The sequence below is a fragment of the Calothrix sp. PCC 6303 genome (genome assembly GCF_000317435.1).
GTDB lineage: Bacteria > Cyanobacteriota > Cyanobacteriia > Cyanobacteriales > Nostocaceae > PCC-6303.
This window is the reverse complement of sequence record NC_019751.1, coordinates 1,327,376-1,346,743: the sequence shown is the minus strand read 5'-3', so window position 1 is coordinate 1,346,743 and position 19,368 is coordinate 1,327,376. Positions and strand designations below refer to the sequence as shown.

The 19,368-nt window shown below is 40.4% G+C and carries 19 protein-coding genes and 1 pseudogene; 5 read left to right on the top strand and 15 right to left on the bottom strand.

Annotated features, from left to right (window positions below):
* The first annotated feature begins 7 nt into the window (after positions 1-7).
* On the top strand, positions 8-169 hold the full coding sequence (locus tag CAL6303_RS30680) for a hypothetical protein (protein WP_015196860.1): 162 nt from the start codon (positions 8-10) through the stop codon (positions 167-169).
* 308 nt (positions 170-477) lie between these two features.
* Positions 478-1,353: an ATP adenylyltransferase family protein gene (locus CAL6303_RS05525; RefSeq protein WP_015196859.1), complete on the top strand. Its 876-nt coding sequence runs from the start codon at positions 478-480 to the stop codon at positions 1,351-1,353.
* On the opposite strand, the gene CAL6303_RS05520 is transcribed toward CAL6303_RS05525, so the two are convergent.
* Positions 1,350-2,399, bottom strand: a complete 1,050-nt coding sequence (locus CAL6303_RS05520) for a YheT family hydrolase (protein ID WP_015196858.1) — start codon at positions 2,397-2,399, stop codon at positions 1,350-1,352. The two genes, CAL6303_RS05525 and CAL6303_RS05520, sit on opposite strands and share 4 nt — an antisense overlap.
* A 156-nt stretch (positions 2,400-2,555) precedes the next feature.
* Here CAL6303_RS05520 and CAL6303_RS05515 point away from each other — a divergent pair, with 156 nt between their 5' ends.
* Positions 2,556-3,299 carry a response regulator transcription factor gene (locus tag CAL6303_RS05515; protein ID WP_015196857.1) on the top strand — a complete coding sequence of 248 codons (744 nt, stop codon included), beginning with the start codon at positions 2,556-2,558 and terminating at the stop codon, positions 3,297-3,299.
* A 131-nt stretch (positions 3,300-3,430) separates the two neighbouring features.
* On the opposite strand, the gene CAL6303_RS05510 is transcribed toward CAL6303_RS05515, so the two are convergent.
* From CAL6303_RS05510 to CAL6303_RS05495, 4 genes are all read right to left on the bottom strand, one after another.
* A complete protein-coding gene (locus CAL6303_RS05510; protein ID WP_015196856.1) occupies positions 3,431-4,174 on the bottom strand; it encodes a choice-of-anchor K domain-containing protein in 744 nt (247 codons plus the stop codon).
* A 749-nt stretch (positions 4,175-4,923) separates the two neighbouring features.
* Positions 4,924-6,060 (bottom strand): PP2C family protein-serine/threonine phosphatase, encoded by a 1,137-nt coding sequence (locus CAL6303_RS05505; RefSeq protein ID WP_015196855.1) that lies wholly within the window; start codon positions 6,058-6,060, stop codon positions 4,924-4,926.
* Between the two features lie 547 nt (positions 6,061-6,607).
* Positions 6,608-7,438, bottom strand: coding sequence for a DUF1350 family protein (locus CAL6303_RS05500; RefSeq protein WP_015196854.1), 831 nt, complete (start codon positions 7,436-7,438; stop codon positions 6,608-6,610).
* 360 nt (positions 7,439-7,798) lie between these two features.
* A complete protein-coding gene (locus tag CAL6303_RS05495; RefSeq protein ID WP_015196853.1) occupies positions 7,799-8,518 on the bottom strand; it encodes a hypothetical protein in 720 nt (239 codons plus the stop codon).
* A 187-nt stretch (positions 8,519-8,705) separates the two neighbouring features.
* Here CAL6303_RS05495 and CAL6303_RS05490 point away from each other — a divergent pair, with 187 nt between their 5' ends.
* A complete protein-coding gene (locus CAL6303_RS05490) occupies positions 8,706-9,554 on the top strand; it encodes a lysophospholipid acyltransferase family protein (RefSeq protein WP_015196852.1) in 849 nt (282 codons plus the stop codon).
* A gap of 146 nt (positions 9,555-9,700) precedes the next feature.
* Here the strand turns inward: CAL6303_RS05490 and CAL6303_RS05485 are convergent.
* Positions 9,701-11,446, bottom strand: a pseudogene (locus CAL6303_RS05485) (CBS domain-containing protein); the annotation flags it as partial.
* 181 nt (positions 11,447-11,627) lie between these two features.
* Between CAL6303_RS05485 and psbZ the strand changes: the two are divergent.
* A complete protein-coding gene (gene psbZ / locus CAL6303_RS05480; protein WP_015196850.1) occupies positions 11,628-11,816 on the top strand; it encodes a photosystem II reaction center protein PsbZ in 189 nt (62 codons plus the stop codon).
* Between the two features lie 150 nt (positions 11,817-11,966).
* Here psbZ and CAL6303_RS05475 read toward each other — a convergent pair whose 3' ends face one another.
* From CAL6303_RS05475 to CAL6303_RS05440, 9 genes are all read right to left on the bottom strand, one after another.
* Entirely contained in the window at positions 11,967-14,738 is a 2,772-nt protein-coding gene (locus CAL6303_RS05475; RefSeq protein ID WP_015196849.1) for a M16 family metallopeptidase, read from the bottom strand.
* A 518-nt stretch (positions 14,739-15,256) separates the two neighbouring features.
* Positions 15,257-15,742 carry a phycocyanin gene (locus CAL6303_RS05470; protein WP_015196848.1) on the bottom strand — a complete coding sequence of 162 codons (486 nt, stop codon included), beginning with the start codon at positions 15,740-15,742 and terminating at the stop codon, positions 15,257-15,259.
* A gap of 110 nt (positions 15,743-15,852) precedes the next feature.
* Positions 15,853-16,032: a chlorophyll a/b-binding protein gene (locus CAL6303_RS05465; RefSeq protein WP_015196847.1), complete on the bottom strand. Its 180-nt coding sequence runs from the start codon at positions 16,030-16,032 to the stop codon at positions 15,853-15,855.
* Between the two features lie 71 nt (positions 16,033-16,103).
* Positions 16,104-16,301, bottom strand: coding sequence for an NblA/ycf18 family protein (locus tag CAL6303_RS05460; RefSeq protein ID WP_015196846.1), 198 nt, complete (start codon positions 16,299-16,301; stop codon positions 16,104-16,106).
* Positions 16,302-16,369: 68 nt separating this feature from the next.
* The gene (locus CAL6303_RS30675) at positions 16,370-16,516 is read right to left on the bottom strand and encodes a hypothetical protein (protein WP_015196845.1); all 147 of its coding nucleotides are present in this window, start codon (positions 16,514-16,516) and stop codon (positions 16,370-16,372) included.
* 341 nt (positions 16,517-16,857) lie between these two features.
* Entirely contained in the window at positions 16,858-17,088 is a 231-nt protein-coding gene (locus CAL6303_RS05455) for a hypothetical protein (RefSeq protein ID WP_015196844.1), read from the bottom strand.
* Between the two features lie 542 nt (positions 17,089-17,630).
* Positions 17,631-18,044 carry a fasciclin domain-containing protein gene (locus tag CAL6303_RS05450; RefSeq protein WP_015196843.1) on the bottom strand — a complete coding sequence of 138 codons (414 nt, stop codon included), beginning with the start codon at positions 18,042-18,044 and terminating at the stop codon, positions 17,631-17,633.
* Between the two features lie 251 nt (positions 18,045-18,295).
* Positions 18,296-18,826, bottom strand: coding sequence for a DUF3122 domain-containing protein (locus CAL6303_RS05445; RefSeq protein WP_015196842.1), 531 nt, complete (start codon positions 18,824-18,826; stop codon positions 18,296-18,298).
* 124 nt (positions 18,827-18,950) lie between these two features.
* Positions 18,951-19,343 (bottom strand): rhodanese-like domain-containing protein, encoded by a 393-nt coding sequence (locus CAL6303_RS05440; RefSeq protein ID WP_238993774.1) that lies wholly within the window; start codon positions 19,341-19,343, stop codon positions 18,951-18,953.
* Positions 19,344-19,368 lie beyond the last annotated feature (25 nt).

Sequence of the window (19,368 nt, the reverse complement as noted above, 5' to 3'; positions counted from 1 at the left end):
AGGTTATATGAAAAACACAGTAGTTAGTTCCAACCAAGAAACAAAGTCCGCCAAAAAACGACAGCAGTCTGCCAACTCTATTGATATCGGTTCCCCCAGAGTTCCCATCAAACAGCGCCAAACCAAGCAACAGCAAGAAACACTTAGTGATTGGGCACATGCCAGCTAAAATCAGCTTTCACCTTGGAAGTGTAATAGAAATATTTACCACGATTCGTCAATAACTAGCAATTAATTGGTGGTAAAAAATGATAACTAGACAGGCATATCTCATCCATTTTTCTCTATCTTTAATCCCCCCAATTCCTTCTAAATTCGGATTTGGGGGGATTATTTTATAGCAAATTTATCATATATATGTATATGACTTACGCATTGACATAAAATACTAATAAGTTGCTACGCAGCTAAATCCTATAAATATTCCCCTATCTAGGTGTATTCTGGATTCTGAGTTCTGCATTCCTCAATTAGTTCATGCCCTCACAAATAAAACTCCAACCAGGCACCCTCTGGAATCGTGTCATCACCACAACTGAACAAGCGCTGATATCTGGTGCTTTACTTTCAATTCCTACCGATTGTGAAATTATGGAGGATGAAGGGGTTAATTTTGTTGTCAGAATCTTATCTAACTTAACTCGTAAAAATCAAGCAAAGCAAAAAACCCCTCCAGACTTTAATCCGTTTTTACCATACGAACAAAACTTATGGGTTGCGGATGTTTCCGATACTCACGTCTGTATTTTGAACAAATTTAATGTTGTTGAACATCACTTACTAATTATTACCCGTGATTTTGAATCACAAGAATCCTTATTAACTGCGGATGATTTTATCGCCATGCACGCTTGTTTGGCTGATTTTGATGGTTTAGCGTTCTACAATAGTGGTCAAATTGCTGGTGCTAGTCAAAAACACAAACATTTACAGATAGTTCCTTTTTCCATCAACGAGAATAATATCAAAGTTCCCATTGAACCATTGCTAGCATCTGCCAATTTTCAAGATGGTGTGGGAACAGTAGAAAAGTTCCCATTTATACATGCTTTTGCCAAACTAAACCATGATACCCTTAGCTCTCCTACGGAAGCAGGAAAAGCAACTTGGGAAATTTATCAAAATTTACTGCGAGTGCTAAACCATAACTCAAAACCCTCCCCTTACAATTTACTAGCTACCCGTGAGTGGATTTTGATTGTCACGCGATCGCATGAAGAATACAAGGGTATTTCTATCAATTCTCTGGGATTTGCTGGTAATCTACTCGTCGGCAACCTCCAACAACTAGAATTACTCAAACAATATCGCCCCATGCAGATTTTGCAGCAAGTTGCCTTCCCTAGAAGTTAATTATTTCCCACCCATTCCAGCACTCGATTCCAAGCCCACCAAGGGTCTGGATCTTTTGCCAGAAGTTGACCTTCCTTACTATTAAAATAAACAACATGCCCACCATGGGGAGTTAAGAATAAATCTACCTTGGGGTTGTTGACACAAAGCTGTTTTAACTCTGGAATAATTGCCGGGTCAAAAAATGGGTCATCTTCAGCGTAAATAATCAAAGTGGGTTTATTTAGATGCGGCAGAAAATGTAAAGGACTCGTCGCATCGTAATAACTTTCCACAGAGGGGAAACCTAAGCGGGGAATCACCAACTCATGATCAAATCCCCAAATACCATTAGCCCGCTCAATTGCAGCAGCTTCTATGGTGCCAGGATGAGCATCGTGGATACGCCAAGCTAGCTTTTTCAGCCGGAATGCGATCGCTTTTTCCAAATACTTCCCAATTGGCTGTTGAACTAAATACTTTAACGAGCGATTTGAGTCCACACTTGGACAAATTACTACCCCACCCCCAATATCTTCATCCTTTAGCCCCAAATTCTCCTCACTCTGTATTAACTCCATCCCCGCCTTGACAGCCCACAACGCCAACTGTCCCCCCAAAGAGAACCCCGCAAACCAAAATTTTCCTGGACACCCTAATTGACGCGCCTGTGCCGCAATCCTAACGAAATCTTCCCCCTCGTACAAACCATCTGATGTCAACGCCGGCGAAAGCTCTACCGATTTCCCATGGGCGCGCCAATCAAATAAAACCACCGCATACCCTTCGGCATAAGCTTTACGCCCCAAAATCCTCAATAACCATTGATCATCCAAATCACCCGTAATTCCATAAGTTCCCACAATTGTCCCTCGTGGATTTTCCGGAATTGCCACCAGTCCAAATAACGGTATTGACTTTGCTCCTGTAAAGATTTGTTGCTGATACAAAGGCTCTGGTTCAAAAACCGTTTTCTCCCAATTTCGGCTTGCCCAAGCCGCTGCAAACAGCGTCATCACTAGACCATTCTGTAAAAATTTTGGCGGAATGTATGATGGATAGCACATGAACTCTGGAAATTCTTATATTTTCCATTAATATTTACAATTAATTCATCTTAATATTTATGTTAGATTTAAAAACTTTTTTATAATCAGGAAAGTAATCTTTGTACTCCTCAAAGATTCTTATTTATCGTTAAAAAGTAGTAATAACAATACATAATGCCGAGGATTCTTGTCATAGACGATGACCCCGCTATTTCGGAACTAGTTGCCGTCAATCTCGAAATGGCTGGCTACGACGTTAGTCAGGCGGAAGACGGCATCAAAGGTCAGGCGCTGGCGCTCCAGCTGCAACCCGATTTAGTCATGCTCGATTTAATGCTGCCCAGAGTTGACGGATTTACCGTTTGCCAACGCTTGCGCCGGGATGACCGCACAGCAGAAATTCCAGTGCTGATGTTGACTGCTTTGAGCCAAACCCAAGATAAAGTTGAAGGTTTTAATGCCGGAGCTGACGACTATCTCACCAAACCCTTTGAAGTAGAGGAAATGTTGGCACGGGTGCGTGCTTTGCTACGAAGAACCGACCGCATTCCCCAAGCTGCCAAACACAGTGAGATTCTTAACTATGGCTCTCTCACCCTTGTTCCTGAAAGGTTTGAAGCAATCTGGTTTAATGAAACCGTAAAATTAACCCATTTAGAGTTTGAATTATTACATTGCTTACTGCAACGTCACGGACAAACTGTCTCCCCAAGCGAAATTTTGCGAGAAGTCTGGGGATATGATCCTGACGACGATATCGAAACAATTCGTGTTCATATTCGCCACCTACGGACAAAACTCGAACCTGATCCCCGCCATCCTCGCTATATCAAAACCGTGTATGGTGCCGGATACTGTTTGGAATTACCTGGCACTAACTCATCAGGAGAAACTGCATCAGCATCGGTGGTGGAGTAAATGGACGTATTAGGTTAAGTTAAATTTACTGTAGGGTAGGGTCTGAAATTCTTTTTCCAAGCCTACCCTAAAGAAAGATTGCCCTTACTATCTCATAAAAAAATGGGAGCGCTGCGCTCCCAGTACACTCATTATTGACCAAATTTTTTTCTACGAGTCAACATATAGATTCCTAAACAGGATAAACCTCCAACAACTCCAGATTCTGGAACTCGCGCAGGTGGTTTTACTGGAGAAAGGGCGGAAATCTTACCATAAATAGCTGCGGTTGTAGTTGCCCCCTCCAATACCCGAAACTCTTTTAAATTTGTTTTGCCACCATCTTGGCTAAAACCTGTTAATTCTAAGGTATATTTTTTACCGTTGAAAGCAAAAGTCCGATTGTCTAGTTTAGGTGTGATGTACGCAAAATCTGCATTCTCAATCTCATTTTCAGAAGTATTCGGTGTATTCCTCAAGTTAAAATCAAAATCAAATATTTCATTTTCTTTATTGGGACTATTCAAACCCACATTTAGACTTAAAGAAACTTTATCCACACTAGTGCCGAAAAGTACACTTCCATTAAAGTAAGTTAAATCACCAATTTTGAATAACGAATCTACATTAGTAGTAAAGCTATTTCCCGCAAACTTGAAGCTATTTGCTGGAGTCCCAAATCTGGAATCATCAGGGTCTCCCCAAGTAAAAGAGTCGGTGCCAACACCTGTATATCTTGGCATATTATTGGTGCTACCTGGATCGGGTTTTCCCCATACTCCACTGGAAGCACCAGAGAAAGTTATCGCTCGTATTGGTGTGGAGAGAGTAACTTCGGCGACTGCTGCAACTGTGAATGTTGAGAAAGCCGTGATCAAGAATTGATAAAGTTTCATGTTAGGGTATGACTCCTAACCAGGAGCGCAAATAAAAATGACCGATTTATACACATTAGTAAATTTACGTAATTATTGCCAACCAACCCTAGCAATTTTCATATAATCTTCACGGTTGCTTTTCCTTTTTTCGTGTAAACAAGATAAAATACACCGAAGAAAACCTCTGGTGCTTAATTGCTGTATAGTTTGTCTGATCAAAGTTCACAACTGTAATTTGATGAGGGAGAACTTAGTGATTGCTTCACAATATAGTAAAAAGTTTCATGTTCTATATTTAAATTTTTGGTGAAATTAGATAAAACGTTCCGGAAACGCAATGGTTATTGTTGTACCTGGTAATTCTAGATGAATTGGTTATGTAGGGTCTGCTGAAAAAGTCTTTTAGTGGGGGTAGGGAACGGGGAACAGGCAACAGGGAACAGTTTTACCCTTATTTTTTCCATTTTTTTGTACTCCAATAAATCTGAATGCAAGTTTTTTAAACCTCAAACCCTTATTTCCTTGCACTTTACCCAGATAAAAAATCCTGAAAGTGTTGATAAATAAATGTTTCATAGTTATTCAGCAAGCCCTATGTAGACATCCACAATCTTGTAGAGAGACGTAGCAGTGCTACCTCTCCACAACCGTCATTTTTATCTTGACAGACTAGTAGTTTGCTACTTACAGAAGCCACTCCGTGTCTACCCGCAGGGTATCCCCATCTCAAAACCCGCTTCTTCCTTCTTCATTTGAACTACCTAGGATTAATCAAATTTAATTTTTACAATTGATAAATCATCATCAAAATTATCGTGAGGATTAATAAAATTTAGGTGTTGAATTAGTTGACTCAGATGTTGATTAGAAGTATGGGGTGAATGAGTTAACATTTGAATAAACGATTCTAAACCCCATAATTCTCCATCGGATTTAGTAATTTCATATACTCCATCACTAAAAATATAAAATAGGCTAGATTTTTCAATATTACAAAAATTATCTACATACTTAGCTTCAGGAAACATCCCTACTGGCATTCCTGGTGTGCGTAACAATTTAACTTCATGAGTATTTTTAGATTGACCAGAAATTAAGATTGCTGGTGGATGACCAGCACTAGAATAGACTAGTTGTCGAGTAACGCGATTGTAGACACCATACCAAATAGTAAAATATTTATCATTTTGATGACTCATTTGGAAGGTATCATTTAAAGCCTTTAGAACATCACTGGGTTGGTAATAATTGAGGTTGCGTAAAGCACGCGATCGCAATAGGTTCAAAACCGAGATAGATGGTAATGTTGCTTTCAATCCATGTCCAGCAGTATCCATCAAATAAATAACTAAGTAATCGCGGTCAAGCCAGTAATAATCGAAACAATCACCACCGAGTTGCCGAGAAGGGATAAACTGAAAGTCAATAGAAAATGGTTTTTCCATGGGTGGAGGTAGAAGCGATCGCACATAGTCGGCAGCTTCCATCAGTTCATTTTCTAATATTTGTTTTTGATCCCGTAAGTCACGACTGAGTTGGTGCAGTCGTAATCCTGCACGTACCCTTGCTTGGAGTTCATTTTGTTCGATGGGTTTGGAAATAAAGTCATCAGCACCTGCATCCAAACCTTTGACCCGATCGGCAACTGAGTCTAATGATGTTAAAAGAATAAAAAATGTTGTCGAGAGTTTGGGATGAGCTTTAATCTGTTGACAGACTTCTAATCCATTAATTCCCGGCATCATCCAGTCGCATATAATTAATCCTGGCTGAGATGCGATCGCACTGGCAATTCCTTCTTCACCATTGCTAACAGCAATTACTTCATAACCCTGCTTTGACAGCATCCGCTTCAACAATATTACGACCGCAGGGTCATCATCAATAATTAAAACCTGAAACATACGAGATAGCTGCTCAATATTTTTAACGGTACTCGAAAGTCCCTACCCTCAATGTACTGATAGGGTGGGGATGAATAGCGGGGGTTGAGGATTGCATCTGGAATTGATTTTTGACAAAGTAGTTCCAGATGTATGACGAATCCCGCTTATTTTTCTGGTATGATATTGAGATCTTGAGCATCAATGCCATAAGCGAAAACCAAGCCAATAGGTATATGTTGCAAGAAAACCCTTCGACTTAGCTCAGGGTAAAAGATTTGGGTCTTGGGAACCAGGACTCCTGCCCTTGGAGGGAATGTTAGACCAATAGAACTACGAAATTCTGGAGGCTATTCCCGATGAATTGGGAAGTCCCGTCCGTCTTACGGCGGGTTAGTTCACACTAGTTAACAGTTATCAGTTATGTATTTATCTTTGGGTTGGAGTCCCCTAATTGTGAAGTCTGCCACATGGGGGTGAACTTCACCTAAAAGTGGCAGGTTTGAGTGGGGTTAAATCTCCGATAACTGCTTGCTGATTGTAATTTGTTGCTATCTATTACAAATATCTAATTCAAAAGCGGATTCAACCATCGCAATATTACAGCTTTAAGTTGGTTAAGGTCACGATATGCTTCTTGTTGAAACCATTGTCCCAATGCATCAAATGGTGTGAAATCTCCCTTATTTTGTCCAAACCACTGTCCTAATGCATCTAATGGTGAAAAGGATGAATTAGATTGAAGTTTGAAATCTTGTCCCAAGGGGGTAACATGGGTTCCGGTAAGAATTTGGGTTGCTACCATTCCGGGAAAGCGGGTTTCTAAAATTTCGTGTAAATTTGTGGATTGATCAATGGTGTCATTACTAAATTTAATCAGAAGATTGCGACGAACCCCGTAATCTTCACGAATTAAATCGTTTGTTTGAGCAGGTGATGGGGAAAATTCCACAGCAAAGGGTGATTTGGCAAAACTTGTATTAAATTGTTCCAGGAAAGGAACAGCATCCCGTGCAGCAAAATTATTGAATGAAATTAGGATGTTTCCCGCACGCTTAATGGGGAAAAGACTACCAATAAGTAAATGAAGTTTACAACCCATGCTGTGACCGACTCCGTAGATGGGATAATAACCATTACCCAGTATGCCTCGATCCTCTAAGCGAATTAATACACGCTCAAATTGCAGGAGAACTTGTTGCGCGATCGCACGATGGTCAAATGTATTGACAAATGGTGTCGCAACAATAATATAACCCTGATTTGCTAACTGTTCTAGTAACCAGCGATAGGTTAGGTGGGGTGCTGTTGCCACAAATGCACCTCCCAAAAAATGCACAATTCCAATCGGTTTAGGGGGAATTAGTACCCAACTATCCGTGATTTGCTTCCAATCCATGCCCAAACTATCATCCTCAGTTTCAAAATTCCCAATTTTAGCCAGTATTACCAGACTACAGAGAGCAAAATATTGATACTATTTTTACTTTAAATACTCTCAAAATAGTCTCAGTATCTCCATGTCGTTCTGAATCTGCTTTAAGTACCTTTTCTAAGTAATTCTCAAGCTTTAAGTCCCCAGTAATCAACGACGGCAGTCAATTTTGGATCAGGGTGGCAGGTTTGTGGGATAAACTTCCCCGATAAACTTGCCTTATGTAAATCCGCGTCACAAAACAGACTTATTACTCATTAATCATTACTTATTTTTTAACACTTCTTTATTTTAGAATATTTAGATTCACACAAGGCACTGGTGTTACTCTTGACTCTGTAATCTTTGCATTTCTAACTGTACATCCATGGCAATCTGCAACGCTTCATTGAGAAGTTTTCCATGTTGTGTTGCTCGTTCATCCACTTGCATCGCGCTTAATGCGGGTAAATTACGATCGAAAAGTTCAGTATTTCCCAAGATAAAGTTCTTATTTTCCCGTAACACCCGCTCGGTTTTCAAAGCACGAATTAAATCTGAACGGGTAAGTCGTAGTGCTTCTAAAACTTTTTTTCTTTCTTTGATTTTGACTTCGGGATTTCCTGCTGCTTCAATTTGATCATTAATAAATATGGCTTTTATCACATTATTGTAGCGTTCCACGTCAGCCAATAAAACTTTTAAAGAAGGATTCATTTGTTTACTGACAGTTTGGCGACGCTGTTTCCAAAGTAGATATAATGAGCCTTGGGCGATGAAACTACCACCTATTAATAACAATAGAAATAATATCCACGAAGGAATAGTCAAACCCGGAATAAATAACTTGAGAACAACATCGAAAAATACATAACTGAAGACAACCGTTGCTATCCCAACAAATAATACACTTGCAGCTTCTGAACCCTGGATTTTCTCAATGAATTTATTTAATATTTTTTTAAGTTTATTAGCAATCAAAATTAAATCATCATTCACTGGTAAATTAGTCAATTGTCGCAACTCAATTTGACTGATTTCTAAACCCTGTAAATCATCTTGCACAGTTGGCAATTCCCCGTTTGAAGAAATAGCCTTATATTACTATATATTCATTGAAATCATCAAGGTGACAGATAACATAGTAGAAGTCAGACTGAAAAATTTAATATTTTTGATCTGATTGACAATACACATAAGGCACCATAGATATAAAGTATGCTCTTTATCTCCTTGGGAAAATGCTTTAATCATGGAATCGCAGCAACACAACAAGTCCCGACTCGGATGGTCTTTAGAAGAACGCGATCGCAACTTCATTCAAACGTTGATGCCACTGTTAGAATGGTTATACCAGAACTATTTTCGCGTAGAAACCAGTGGTTGGCATCACATCCCCACTAATGAAAATGAACAAGTTCTAATTGTTGGTTCCCATAACGGTGGACTTGGGTCTCCCGACCTGCCTATGATGATGTATGACTGGTTTAAACGTTTCGGCATCGATAGACCGATTCACGGACTCATGCACCCCAAGGTATGGCAAGCTAGTCCCGATTTAGCCCAGTTAGCGATGAAAGCGGGTGCAATTCCTGCACATCCCAAGATGGCAAAAGCTGCGTTAAGTGGTGGTGCTAGCTTGTTGGTTTATCCCGGAGGTGCACAAGATGTTTTTCGTCCCCATTCCCTGAGACATCAAATTTACTTTGCACAGCGTAAAGGATTTATTAAACTAGCCCTACAGGAAAATTTACCAATTATCCCTGCCATCTCCACAGGGGCACATGATACTTTAATTGTTTTGACTGATTTATACAAAATTCTTCAGCAATTTCACCAGTGGGGAATGCCTTGGCTATTGGGAATAGATCCCGAAGTATTCCCAATTTATATAGGTTTACCTTGGGGATTGGGAATTGGTCCATTGCCGAATATTCCCTTCCCGGTCAAAATTCGTACTAGAGTTTGTCCACCAATCAGATTTGAAAAATATGGAGAAGCAGCGGCAAGCGATCGCGCTTACGTCAATTCCTGTTACAACATAGTTGTGAGTCAGATGCAGCAGGAATTGGATGATTTAGTCAGGGAATCGGCTGTTTAGACAACTTTTGGAGGTCTAATTCCCCTAAATTGTAAGTGAGTAGTGAGTAGTAGGAAAATCCCTTACATACTTCACGGGAAGAATATCTAAGGACTAACTTCTTTTACATTTATTACTCATTACTCATTACTGCCTTGATGTACTAGTTATTCAAACATTTCATTTGAGTAATGCTGAATAACATAATTTTGTGCAGATTCAAAATCAACAACTACTCCATCTAACGTTGCAGTTAGTAAATTATCAATCATCTCTTTAAATTGTGGACTTGGTTTATAACCCATTTTCTTTAAATCGTTACCGTTTAATGGGGCTTGAATATGCTGCAAAATAGTCAGGTATCGCCAAATTTGACCGCGAATTAAACGAGTTGTTCCAGTCCCAATTAAAATTAAAGTTCCTAAGTCATATTGCCGCAGTAACTTCACCACTTGACTATCGGTTTGGGCAATCGAAAAAAATGCGATAATCCTAGCTTCTACATCTTCTAAATTGGATAAGCACCTAATATTATCATCTGACATCTGAAAATTTGTCGCAACTTCCAGGCGATATTCTGGTGCTAGTTGAAGAATAATAGCTTCCAGTTTAATTTGCCAGTGGACTAGTTTACCTTTTTGATCAAACCGTTGTAAACACCGTTGTAAAAAACGCAATTTCCTTAAAAAATCTCGATGAAGTTGGAATTGGGGATGAATACATCTTAAAGCACCCAAATCATTCAATAAAACTAAAGCTGCTTCCCAATAACTTGCTGATAAAATTAGCTTTAATTCTGTTTTTAACCGAGTTTGCAAAGCTGGAGTTTTGCTATTTTCCCTCGCTGTACGTTCATAAACACCACTACTAATTGCATAGCGAATATAGTTTTCGGTTTGTGCTTCCAATTTAAACCCCAAGCGAATCGCAAACCTGACCCCCCGATAAATTCTGGTAGGATCTTCAATAAAGCTATTGGGATGTAAAACCCGCATTTGCCGCATTTGCAAATCTTGTAAACCAGCAAAAAAATCCAGTAACTTACCAGAATCTGGGGGTGTGAGGCGAAATGCGATCGCATTCACGCTAAAATCCCTTCTATACAAGTCTTGACGAATAGAACTTGCTTCAACTTCCGGGTTTGCTGCTGGATAAGGATAAAATTCTGTCCTTGCAGTGGCAATATCTACTAATAATTTTCCCAATTCTGAATTTTGCTGCCAAGATAAAGCTGCCGTCTGGAATGCACCATGAATATCTAAATGTACATCTGGATAAATTTCTTGAATTGCTTTGGCTAATTCCACACCTGCACCCACATCCGCTGCTGCGTGGAAACCATCCACCACCAAATCAATATCTTTAATTTCTAAATAACCCGACTCTTCCCCAGCTAACAGCATATCCCGAACAGCACCACCAACCAAATAAAGATGCCAGCCACGTTTTTCTGCTTCCTGTGCAGCTTGAATTAGTAATTTCCCTAATTCTGGTGTTAATCGACTTTGTAATTCTGCTAAAGTCGGTGTTTGCAATTCTTGATTATTTGTTTGTATGGATAGGTATCGTAAAATGTCACTACGTGTGATAATACCTACTAGTTTTTGTGTCTCAACAACGGGTAAACGCCCAATATCATAGCGAATCATCAAAATTTGCACCTCTGCCAATGTAGTATCAGGGGTAACAAATTTTACAGATGTTGACATATGACTTTCAACAGCAGCATCCTGAAAACCATGGTAGGCAGCAATATCCAAATCACGACGTGAGATAATACCCAATACTTCTCCAGCATCACCAACAACCGTTAGTCCAGAATGTCCATAACGTAACAAAACTTTTTGAGCCTCTGCAACAGTGTTATGGGGATGAATACTACGAACAGGAAAAGACATGAATTCCTTTACAGTTGCCAGTTCCGCTGATTTTGCCAACTCCCAATTCTCCTAATTCCACAACAATAGACTCTTCGATTTTAACTTTGGACTCTAGGCGAAAATCTGATACCTTAAAATTATGCGAAGTTGAGTAAACATTGCACAGTAAAATATTTTATCTTTTAATAATCGTCTGTCTTGGGAGAAGAGATTAATGACCGTAATTTTTCAACTGGCTTTAGTTGCCTTAGTGCTGCTTTCATTCGTCATGGTTGTGGGTGTTCCCGTAGTTTACGCAACCCCTCAAAGTTGGGTTGAATCCAAAAAATTCCTTTGGGTTGGTTCTGGTGCTTGGTTTGCGTTGGTAATATTGGTGGGAGTTTTAAACTTTTTAGTAGTTTAGGCAAGCTTAGTTAAATTTAGCTGAAACCCTGTAGAGACGCGATATATCGCGTCTCTCTTTTATTTTTGAACCAAATCTGGGTGAGATGGGATGTATCGCGTTTCTAAATCACGTAAAATTAAGTAATATTACATTAGATTGCGACTTGTGTTAATTACTCTTGGGTACACTTTCCCCAGGTCCTGCGGTGACAATCACTAATTTATCAGGTTGAATTAGTTCTTGAATTACCTGCTTTACCTGCACCATCGTCACATTGTTAATGCGAGAAGGGAAATCACGGATTTCAGCAGTTGCTAATCCATTACTAGAATTACTGGAAATGATACTAGCAACCTCATCAGGACTAGCTAAATCAACCGGATAGCTGCTGGTAATAGAACGTTTGGCATTGTTGAATTCTGCCTCAGTAATACCCTGTTCCCTAAGTTGTTTTAGTAATCCTAGCGTACTAGCGATCGCTTTCGGCGCGTCACCCGGTGCTGTCTGCATTTGAATCAAAAATGGTCCAGGATTAGCACCTGCGGAAAAGGCACTATAAATACCATAAGTTAAGCCTTGACGATCTCTAATTTCCGTACCCAAACGACTGGATAAGGTATCACCACCCAAAATTTGATTCATGATCAACACAGCGTAGTAACGGGGGTCTTTCCGTGAAATCCCGTTATATCCGATGTAGGTAATCGCTTCAGATTTACCGGGAATTACTGGGTTAAAAGTAGCTATCTTTGTTGGTAATGATACTTTTGGTACTTGAAGAACCGTAGCCTTCCCTGGGGTTTGCCATTTACCAAAAGCTTGATTGAGTAAAGTTTTAACTTGGTTCGGGTCAAAGTCCCCCACAATAGCTAAATTCGTGGTGTCAGGACGGTAATATTGCTTGTAAAAACTCAGCAAATCCTCACGGCTAATTGCCTTCAAGCTGGCTTCCGTCGGGAAGGTGTGGAAGGGATGGTTTTTGGGGTAAATTGCCTGTTGGAACACCCTTCTACCGTAGGATTTAGGATCATCCAGTTGTGCCTTCAAAGCAGTTACAGCGCGCTGACGGGTTAATTCCAGTTGTTCAGGGGGGAAAGTGGCATTTTGCATCACATCCGCCATAGTTTTGACTAATAGGGGCAGATCTGTAGATAAACCTACAGCACCCACCGAGACACCTTCACGACTAGCGCTGAAAGCAACACTAGCACCCTTATCTTCCAGACTTTGCGCCAAAGTTAAAGCATTTTTAGTTGTGGTACCATTCATCAAGTTCACAGCTACTAAATTTGCTGTCCCAGCCTTAGCAGAGATATCAAATCCAGTTCCCGCAACAATTTGACCACTAATATTGATTGTAGGCGTACTGCGATCGCGTAACAAGAAAACCTTTAATCCATTCTTCAATATCACCTGTTCCGGTAACGATTGGGTATTAGAAACATTTGACGCGACTGATTTCGGTAAATATTTAGCTAATTCTGCCGGATCTACAGGTTTTCCAGGGTTAAAATTCTCCACAGTCTTTCCACCACCACCAGCAGAACCTCCTGGTTGTCCATCAGGTTGAGTCGGTTCAAAGAAACCAATGGTTTGTTTGGCTGGGTTCAGGTAGGTTTTTGTTACCCGTTGAATATCTTGGGGTGTAACCTTGGCAATTCCTGCCAAATAACGATCCACAAATTGGTAATCACCAGTAGTAGTCTGGTTATAACCCAATTGAGTCGCTTGGGAAGTAATATCTTGGTTGCCCAAAATAAAGGAAGCTTTCAGCAGGGTTTTAGCCCGGTTTAATTCTGCTGCCGTCACGGGTTTCTGCTGCATCTGAACAACACTTTGTTGCAACACCTCAGCCACCTGTTTCAAATCTTTTCCAGGGGCACCGCTAACGTTAAACTGATACCAACCAGGTTCAATTAGTTCCGATGCAGTAGCACCCACAGAACTCGCCAAACCCGTTTCCACCAAAGCCTGATAAAGTCGAGAACTACGTCCTCCTGTGAGGATGGCATCCATCACATCAATTGCTGGGACATCAGGATGTTTAATATCAGTCAGGGGATAAACAATTTGTAATAGTGGTGTACTTCCCCGCTCCTTCAACACAATTGGTGCTTTTTGAGGTGTAGTTGTAACTTTCTCTACTTTTGGCTGTGCAACCACCTTGGGACGTTTGGGAACCTTCCCAAATGTCGCCTTAATTGTTTTTAATGTGGTAGCAGTATCAAAATCCCCAGTAATTACTAATGCGGCATTATCAGGACTGTAATAGGTTTGGTAATAATTCCGCACCTGTTCTAGGGTAAAATTCTCCACATCAGATTTAGTTCCCCCTACAGGTAAACCATACTGATGATTAGGAAAAGCAGCCCGCATTACAGCCTCACTCAAACGAACACTTGGGGAATTTGCATAACCCTGTAACTCAGAAATAACAACCCGTTTCTCACTTTTGAGTTCCTCTGCACCAATTAATGCATTCTCCATTCTGTCTGCTTCCAGGATGATTAGTGCGTCTAATTTGTCTCGCTGCACTGTTCCATAGTAAGCAGTCATATCGTAGCTAGTAAAAGCATTGAACTGGCTACCCAAAGCACTAAATAACCGCCCAAACTGTACCGGACGGGTTTTTGTCCCTTTAAACAGTAAATGTTCCAGTTGGTGGGAAATGCCGTTTTCCTTAGCCCCTTCATTTCGGGAACCAACCTTATACCAAACTTGAACACTAACTACGGGTGCTGTGTGAACTTCCTTGGTAAGAACAACCAAACCGTTATCTAAAACAGTTTTTTTCACACCCTGAGTGAGAGAAGTTACCGAAGCCACTTTTGTGGGAGTTGCAGCCTGAATCAGATTTCCCGATAGGAAGATGCTACCAAGGAGAAAACTGATAAATAGCCCAACTAAAATCAATGGGCGAAATTTAGGAAAAATCTTCATGGTCAATTATGTCAGAAATTAAGATGCTGAAACCGACCTCTGCTTGGATGGGGAAACCCCTCCAAGTAAGTCGAGTCGCGGAAAGAGAAAACCCAAAGAGTGATCTTTGGAATCACCGTGGCTAGCCTTCGGCGGCAAGCAACAGCCCGGTGAGGATGTCAATACTAGAAGTTTTTTAATTAATTAAATTCCTAGTGTGTCTAAGTAGATAAAAAAATTTAGAAGGCAAAGACAGAACATTGAATAACTAAGCGCATGTTTTTATACTTACTCCTGACTTGCTAAACATCTATCATTTATACAGAATCCTCAAGTTGTGTTCTAATCATGAATTGAGTGTTATGACTGAACCTTATATGTATATGTGCCAAAAAACATGACAAAAATGCCCTCATGTCATTTAAGCAACAAGAGGGCAGGAGGTGTGATGTAAGGAGCAAACTTTAATATTTGCTAAATATTAGCCTAACGAATAGGTGTGACAAAGTAATGGCGATGTTTTGGATATGTTGTGTCAACTACCGGAGAGCATTAATTAGGTAATCGAAGTAAATACCAACTTCGCTTACATCCTCTCCAGACAACATAGAGGTAGTAATATTCTTCATAGCAGCTACGCTTTCAGCAACAGCCTCAATTGGAGTACCAAGAGATCTGTACATTTGGCGAACACCAATAATCCCAATCTCTTCAATTGGCGTAGTGTCTCCAGCCGCAACACTGTAGGTTATCAAGCGCAGATAGTAATCCATATCCCGCAGACAAGTACCAGTCATCTCTTTCCCGTAGGCATTACCACCTGGAGAAACCAGACTTGGACGCTTTTGGAATAGATCTTTCCCAGCTTGTTTAATTATGCGATCGCGGCTCAAGTTTAACACTTGCACCAGGTGCAAACGCCGTTCACTGCTCTTCATAAAGACCCTAATTTGATCTATTTCTCCAGGTTGAAGATACCGAACCTCAGCATCTGCATTCGCAATCATCTTTTTAATAATACTCATTCGCAAATTCCTAAAAGATTTCAATTACTCAGATTCAAAAGTTCAGCTTTTTCCCTAAAGCTGAAAATCATGTTCAGATTAAATTGTGACTTTTCAACCACAACTGGCATCTACAAGATATCCCAAAAGTGAAGTAAGCCTTGACCAGAAAATAGTTCAATTAGGACAGCAGATAGGAAACCAGTCATCGCTAAACGACCGTTCCAAAGCTCTGCTTGAGGTGTGAATCCCCAAATCCAAGAGTTGCGTCTATTGTTAATTGAGAAATCTATATTTGTGTTAGCTGACATGGTTAATCTTCCAAATTTTATGACTGTAACAAATGCCTTAATTGGGTAAATGAATCACTGCTTTAGTGGCTTTACGGAGAGGAGAGATCCATATCTAATTTCCACTGTCTTTTGAGAATTTCCTGATACATAATTTCTCGCAGCATCATATGCTTATGCTGCAATATCAAAAACTCTTGAGTCTGTTCATGAGACATTTGCCCCACTTGCTCGGCAAAGCTTCTAATGCTAAATTCTTGTTCTAAAGTCAGTTCGATAGTGTGTTCCATAACTGCGTCCTCTGATTTTATTACTGTCAAAATTGTCAGTTTGACATTACAGTAGCTATATTTTCTGGCTAGGTTTTTCGTTGATCATTTGAATTCTTTAATACCCGTGTTACAGGAGTGTCATGTCTGTTGGGATCTTTCTTTTGCTTTTTAGTCCCATCAGATTTCTTTTTGGATTTTTTGGCTTCTCTGTTGCCTTTTTTCTCTTTTGACATAATGGTTCTCCAATCGAGTTTTATTGAATGTGATCTTTTAAGTAAGTAGGCAGAAATAAACCGAACTATGTAACAGAACGTAAACTCATCTCAAACCCTTACCCCTACTGCCTACTGCCTACTGCCCACTGCCTTGTCTTAATTACAATTTTCAACACCCACCTACTTATAGCGGTTTTCATATGAGTGAAATACGTTTATCTTGCTCCCCTTTCCCTACAAGGGAAGAGGGGGTTAAGTCACTGTATTGGAGACAAACGAGAATCGCTATATTTATGTGTGATGAAACTTATCTAGAAGCTAACTTTGGTAGTTGCCCTACTTGTTTCAGCGATACTTGTTTAGAAAGGTCGGAATAAGAAAATCCAGGCAAAACCTGCAATAGCTATTAAGCCAAGGTTTAAAAAACGCCCTACCTTCGAGCTTAATCCAAGTGCCTTATCTGCTCTCCCCGCAGTCAAAAGTAGGGACCAGGCTTGAGTTGCCTTGATTTTTTCAAAATGATTGAAATCATCTTTGAAGACGACGGAACTGAACAGAGACGGATTAGTTAAAGCAACATTAGTTTTCATTAGTTTGATTCTTACGTTTTGCAAGAGTGAGGAGGATATACTGTGTGGTAAAATTAGATTTTCTACAAGCTAGTCAACGTACTAATCACACCCAGGTTTCCTCATAGGTGAGAGCTAAAAGTCTATTGAATTTTTCTAAATACTGAGTGAAGTTAAACCGATGCTCATTTATCACGGATTGTTTAGGTTCGATGGCGTAGTCATTCAGCCTACCGAGTTATTCAATCACTAAAGCACTTCTACAGTTTTACTTTCGGTTTTGTGATTCGATATAGACTAAATATAACGCTTTTATTACAAAGCTGCCATTTTTCTTGCCAAATAAAATAAATAATGATATTGAATTTTCTGCTACAAAATACATATTGAAAGCTATGGGGCAGCAACTAGCTTCAGTTGCTGCCCCATGAATAATATTTCCAGCGCTACCAATCGAATGTACAATTTAGGGTCTTATTCTTCAAAACCCTTGTAAAGACGTGGCAACATCTCTACATTTGGATTTATACAAGAATTTAGCAATGCCGTATTATCCGGAAAACTTACGCAGGTGTTAACGCAGGCATTAATACTGTGTCGATGATGTGGATTACACCATTATCAGCAGCAACATCCGGTGTTGTGACTGTGGCATTATTGACCTTTACGCCTTGAGAAGCGTCAATTTTCACATCTTCACCTTCAACAGTTTTAGCTGACTTCAGTTTCACTACATCAGCAGCCATAACTTTGCCGGAAACAACGTGGTAAGTGAGGATTTTTTTGAGTTTTGGAATATCCTTGAGTAACGCATCTACAGTCCCTTTGGGAAGTTTAGCAAATGCCTCATCATTAGGTGCGAAAAGGGTAAATGGACCTTTTCCTTTAAGAGTATCTACTAAACCAGCAGCCTTCACAGCAGCAACCAATGTATTGAAAGAACCAGCAGCAACAGCAGTATCGATGATATCAGCCATTTAGTTTTACCTAGTGAGTGTGTAATTTTGTAACAAGAGCTAGCATTACATCCCACTGTTAGAAATCATGTTTCAGCAAGCGTTTGAAAACGTCTAATTTGTATAATTTCGGCTAAATCATTCCAAAGGTATAGTGAGTTAAACCTCGTCTATTTTGAGAACCGTAGAGCAAACCTTCAAGTCTGAAGTAGCTTTCTTGTATGCCCCTTGCGCTATACGAAGGGATTCATCAGTTTGGGCTTTTGGGGTTATCAACGAACAGAAACTGCTTGCCACTCTTCAATCGCAGTGGATGGGATTTGTAACTCGATCGCGGAACCAGTTACCATCGGTAAAGTTAGGTGAAGGGGAATTTCAGCCTGCAACTGCGGTAGGACAGACTTAATGTCATATTCTGCGACATTCGGTGGGGTTGGTGTATTCTGAGAAATTTCGCTAGAAATATCCTTGGCGGTTAGGGTTTGCCCCATAGATGTTGTTAGCGCCAGTGGTTGAGTGTGATCGAATTTCACCTCATCAGCAAAGCCCACTAGCCGCAGAGAGACAATAGCACTACCTTCAGGATGAATGCGCTTGAAGGCAATTGCCTGCCAGGAATTTCCGGTCTGATCTTGCAGGGTTTGCCGGGATTGATAGAGCATTTGCCCTGGATATTCTTCGATTTGTGTCACAGCAGCAACGGCGGGTAAGGGACTGCAAACAAGCACTAAGACGCAGAGCCAAGCAGCCAGCAGCCAGCGCATCGGGCGAATTTTAGATGCGTTGAAGTAGATAGAGTTCATCACAAAAGTCCTGATAAAGTTAAACAGCAAGTAATAGTTGCAGGGGAATTAGACCCCCAATATTGTTAAAATTTCTGGAAATTTCAGAGTAATTAGGGGTTTTATCCCGAATCGCTTTGGTGTATTACCTGGAGGTTATCGCTTCTCCTGCGGCTTGCCAGGCTGCAAAGCTAGGTGGAAAACCCTGAATATTCTCATAGCCCAATAGGTGCAATGTCATTACCCCCATAGCCGATCGATAGCCTGTTGAACAATACAAAACTACGGGGTTTACCCCGTGGGCATCGCGCACGATTTTGTCCAGATTATGAGTCAAAGTTCGCAGCGGAATATTGATCGCGTTAGGTATATGTCCCGACTCATACTCAGAGGGTTCTCGCACATCCACCAATAGAGTTTGAGGGTTTTCTAACAGGTTTTTCAACCCTCCGACACTGGCAATCGTATAATAGCCTGCGGGAATCGATCCGAGAAAGCGATCTACTTCCGATTCTAGATTGAGGGTTTCTTCAGACATAGTTTGCATCCTTTCTTGAGATATC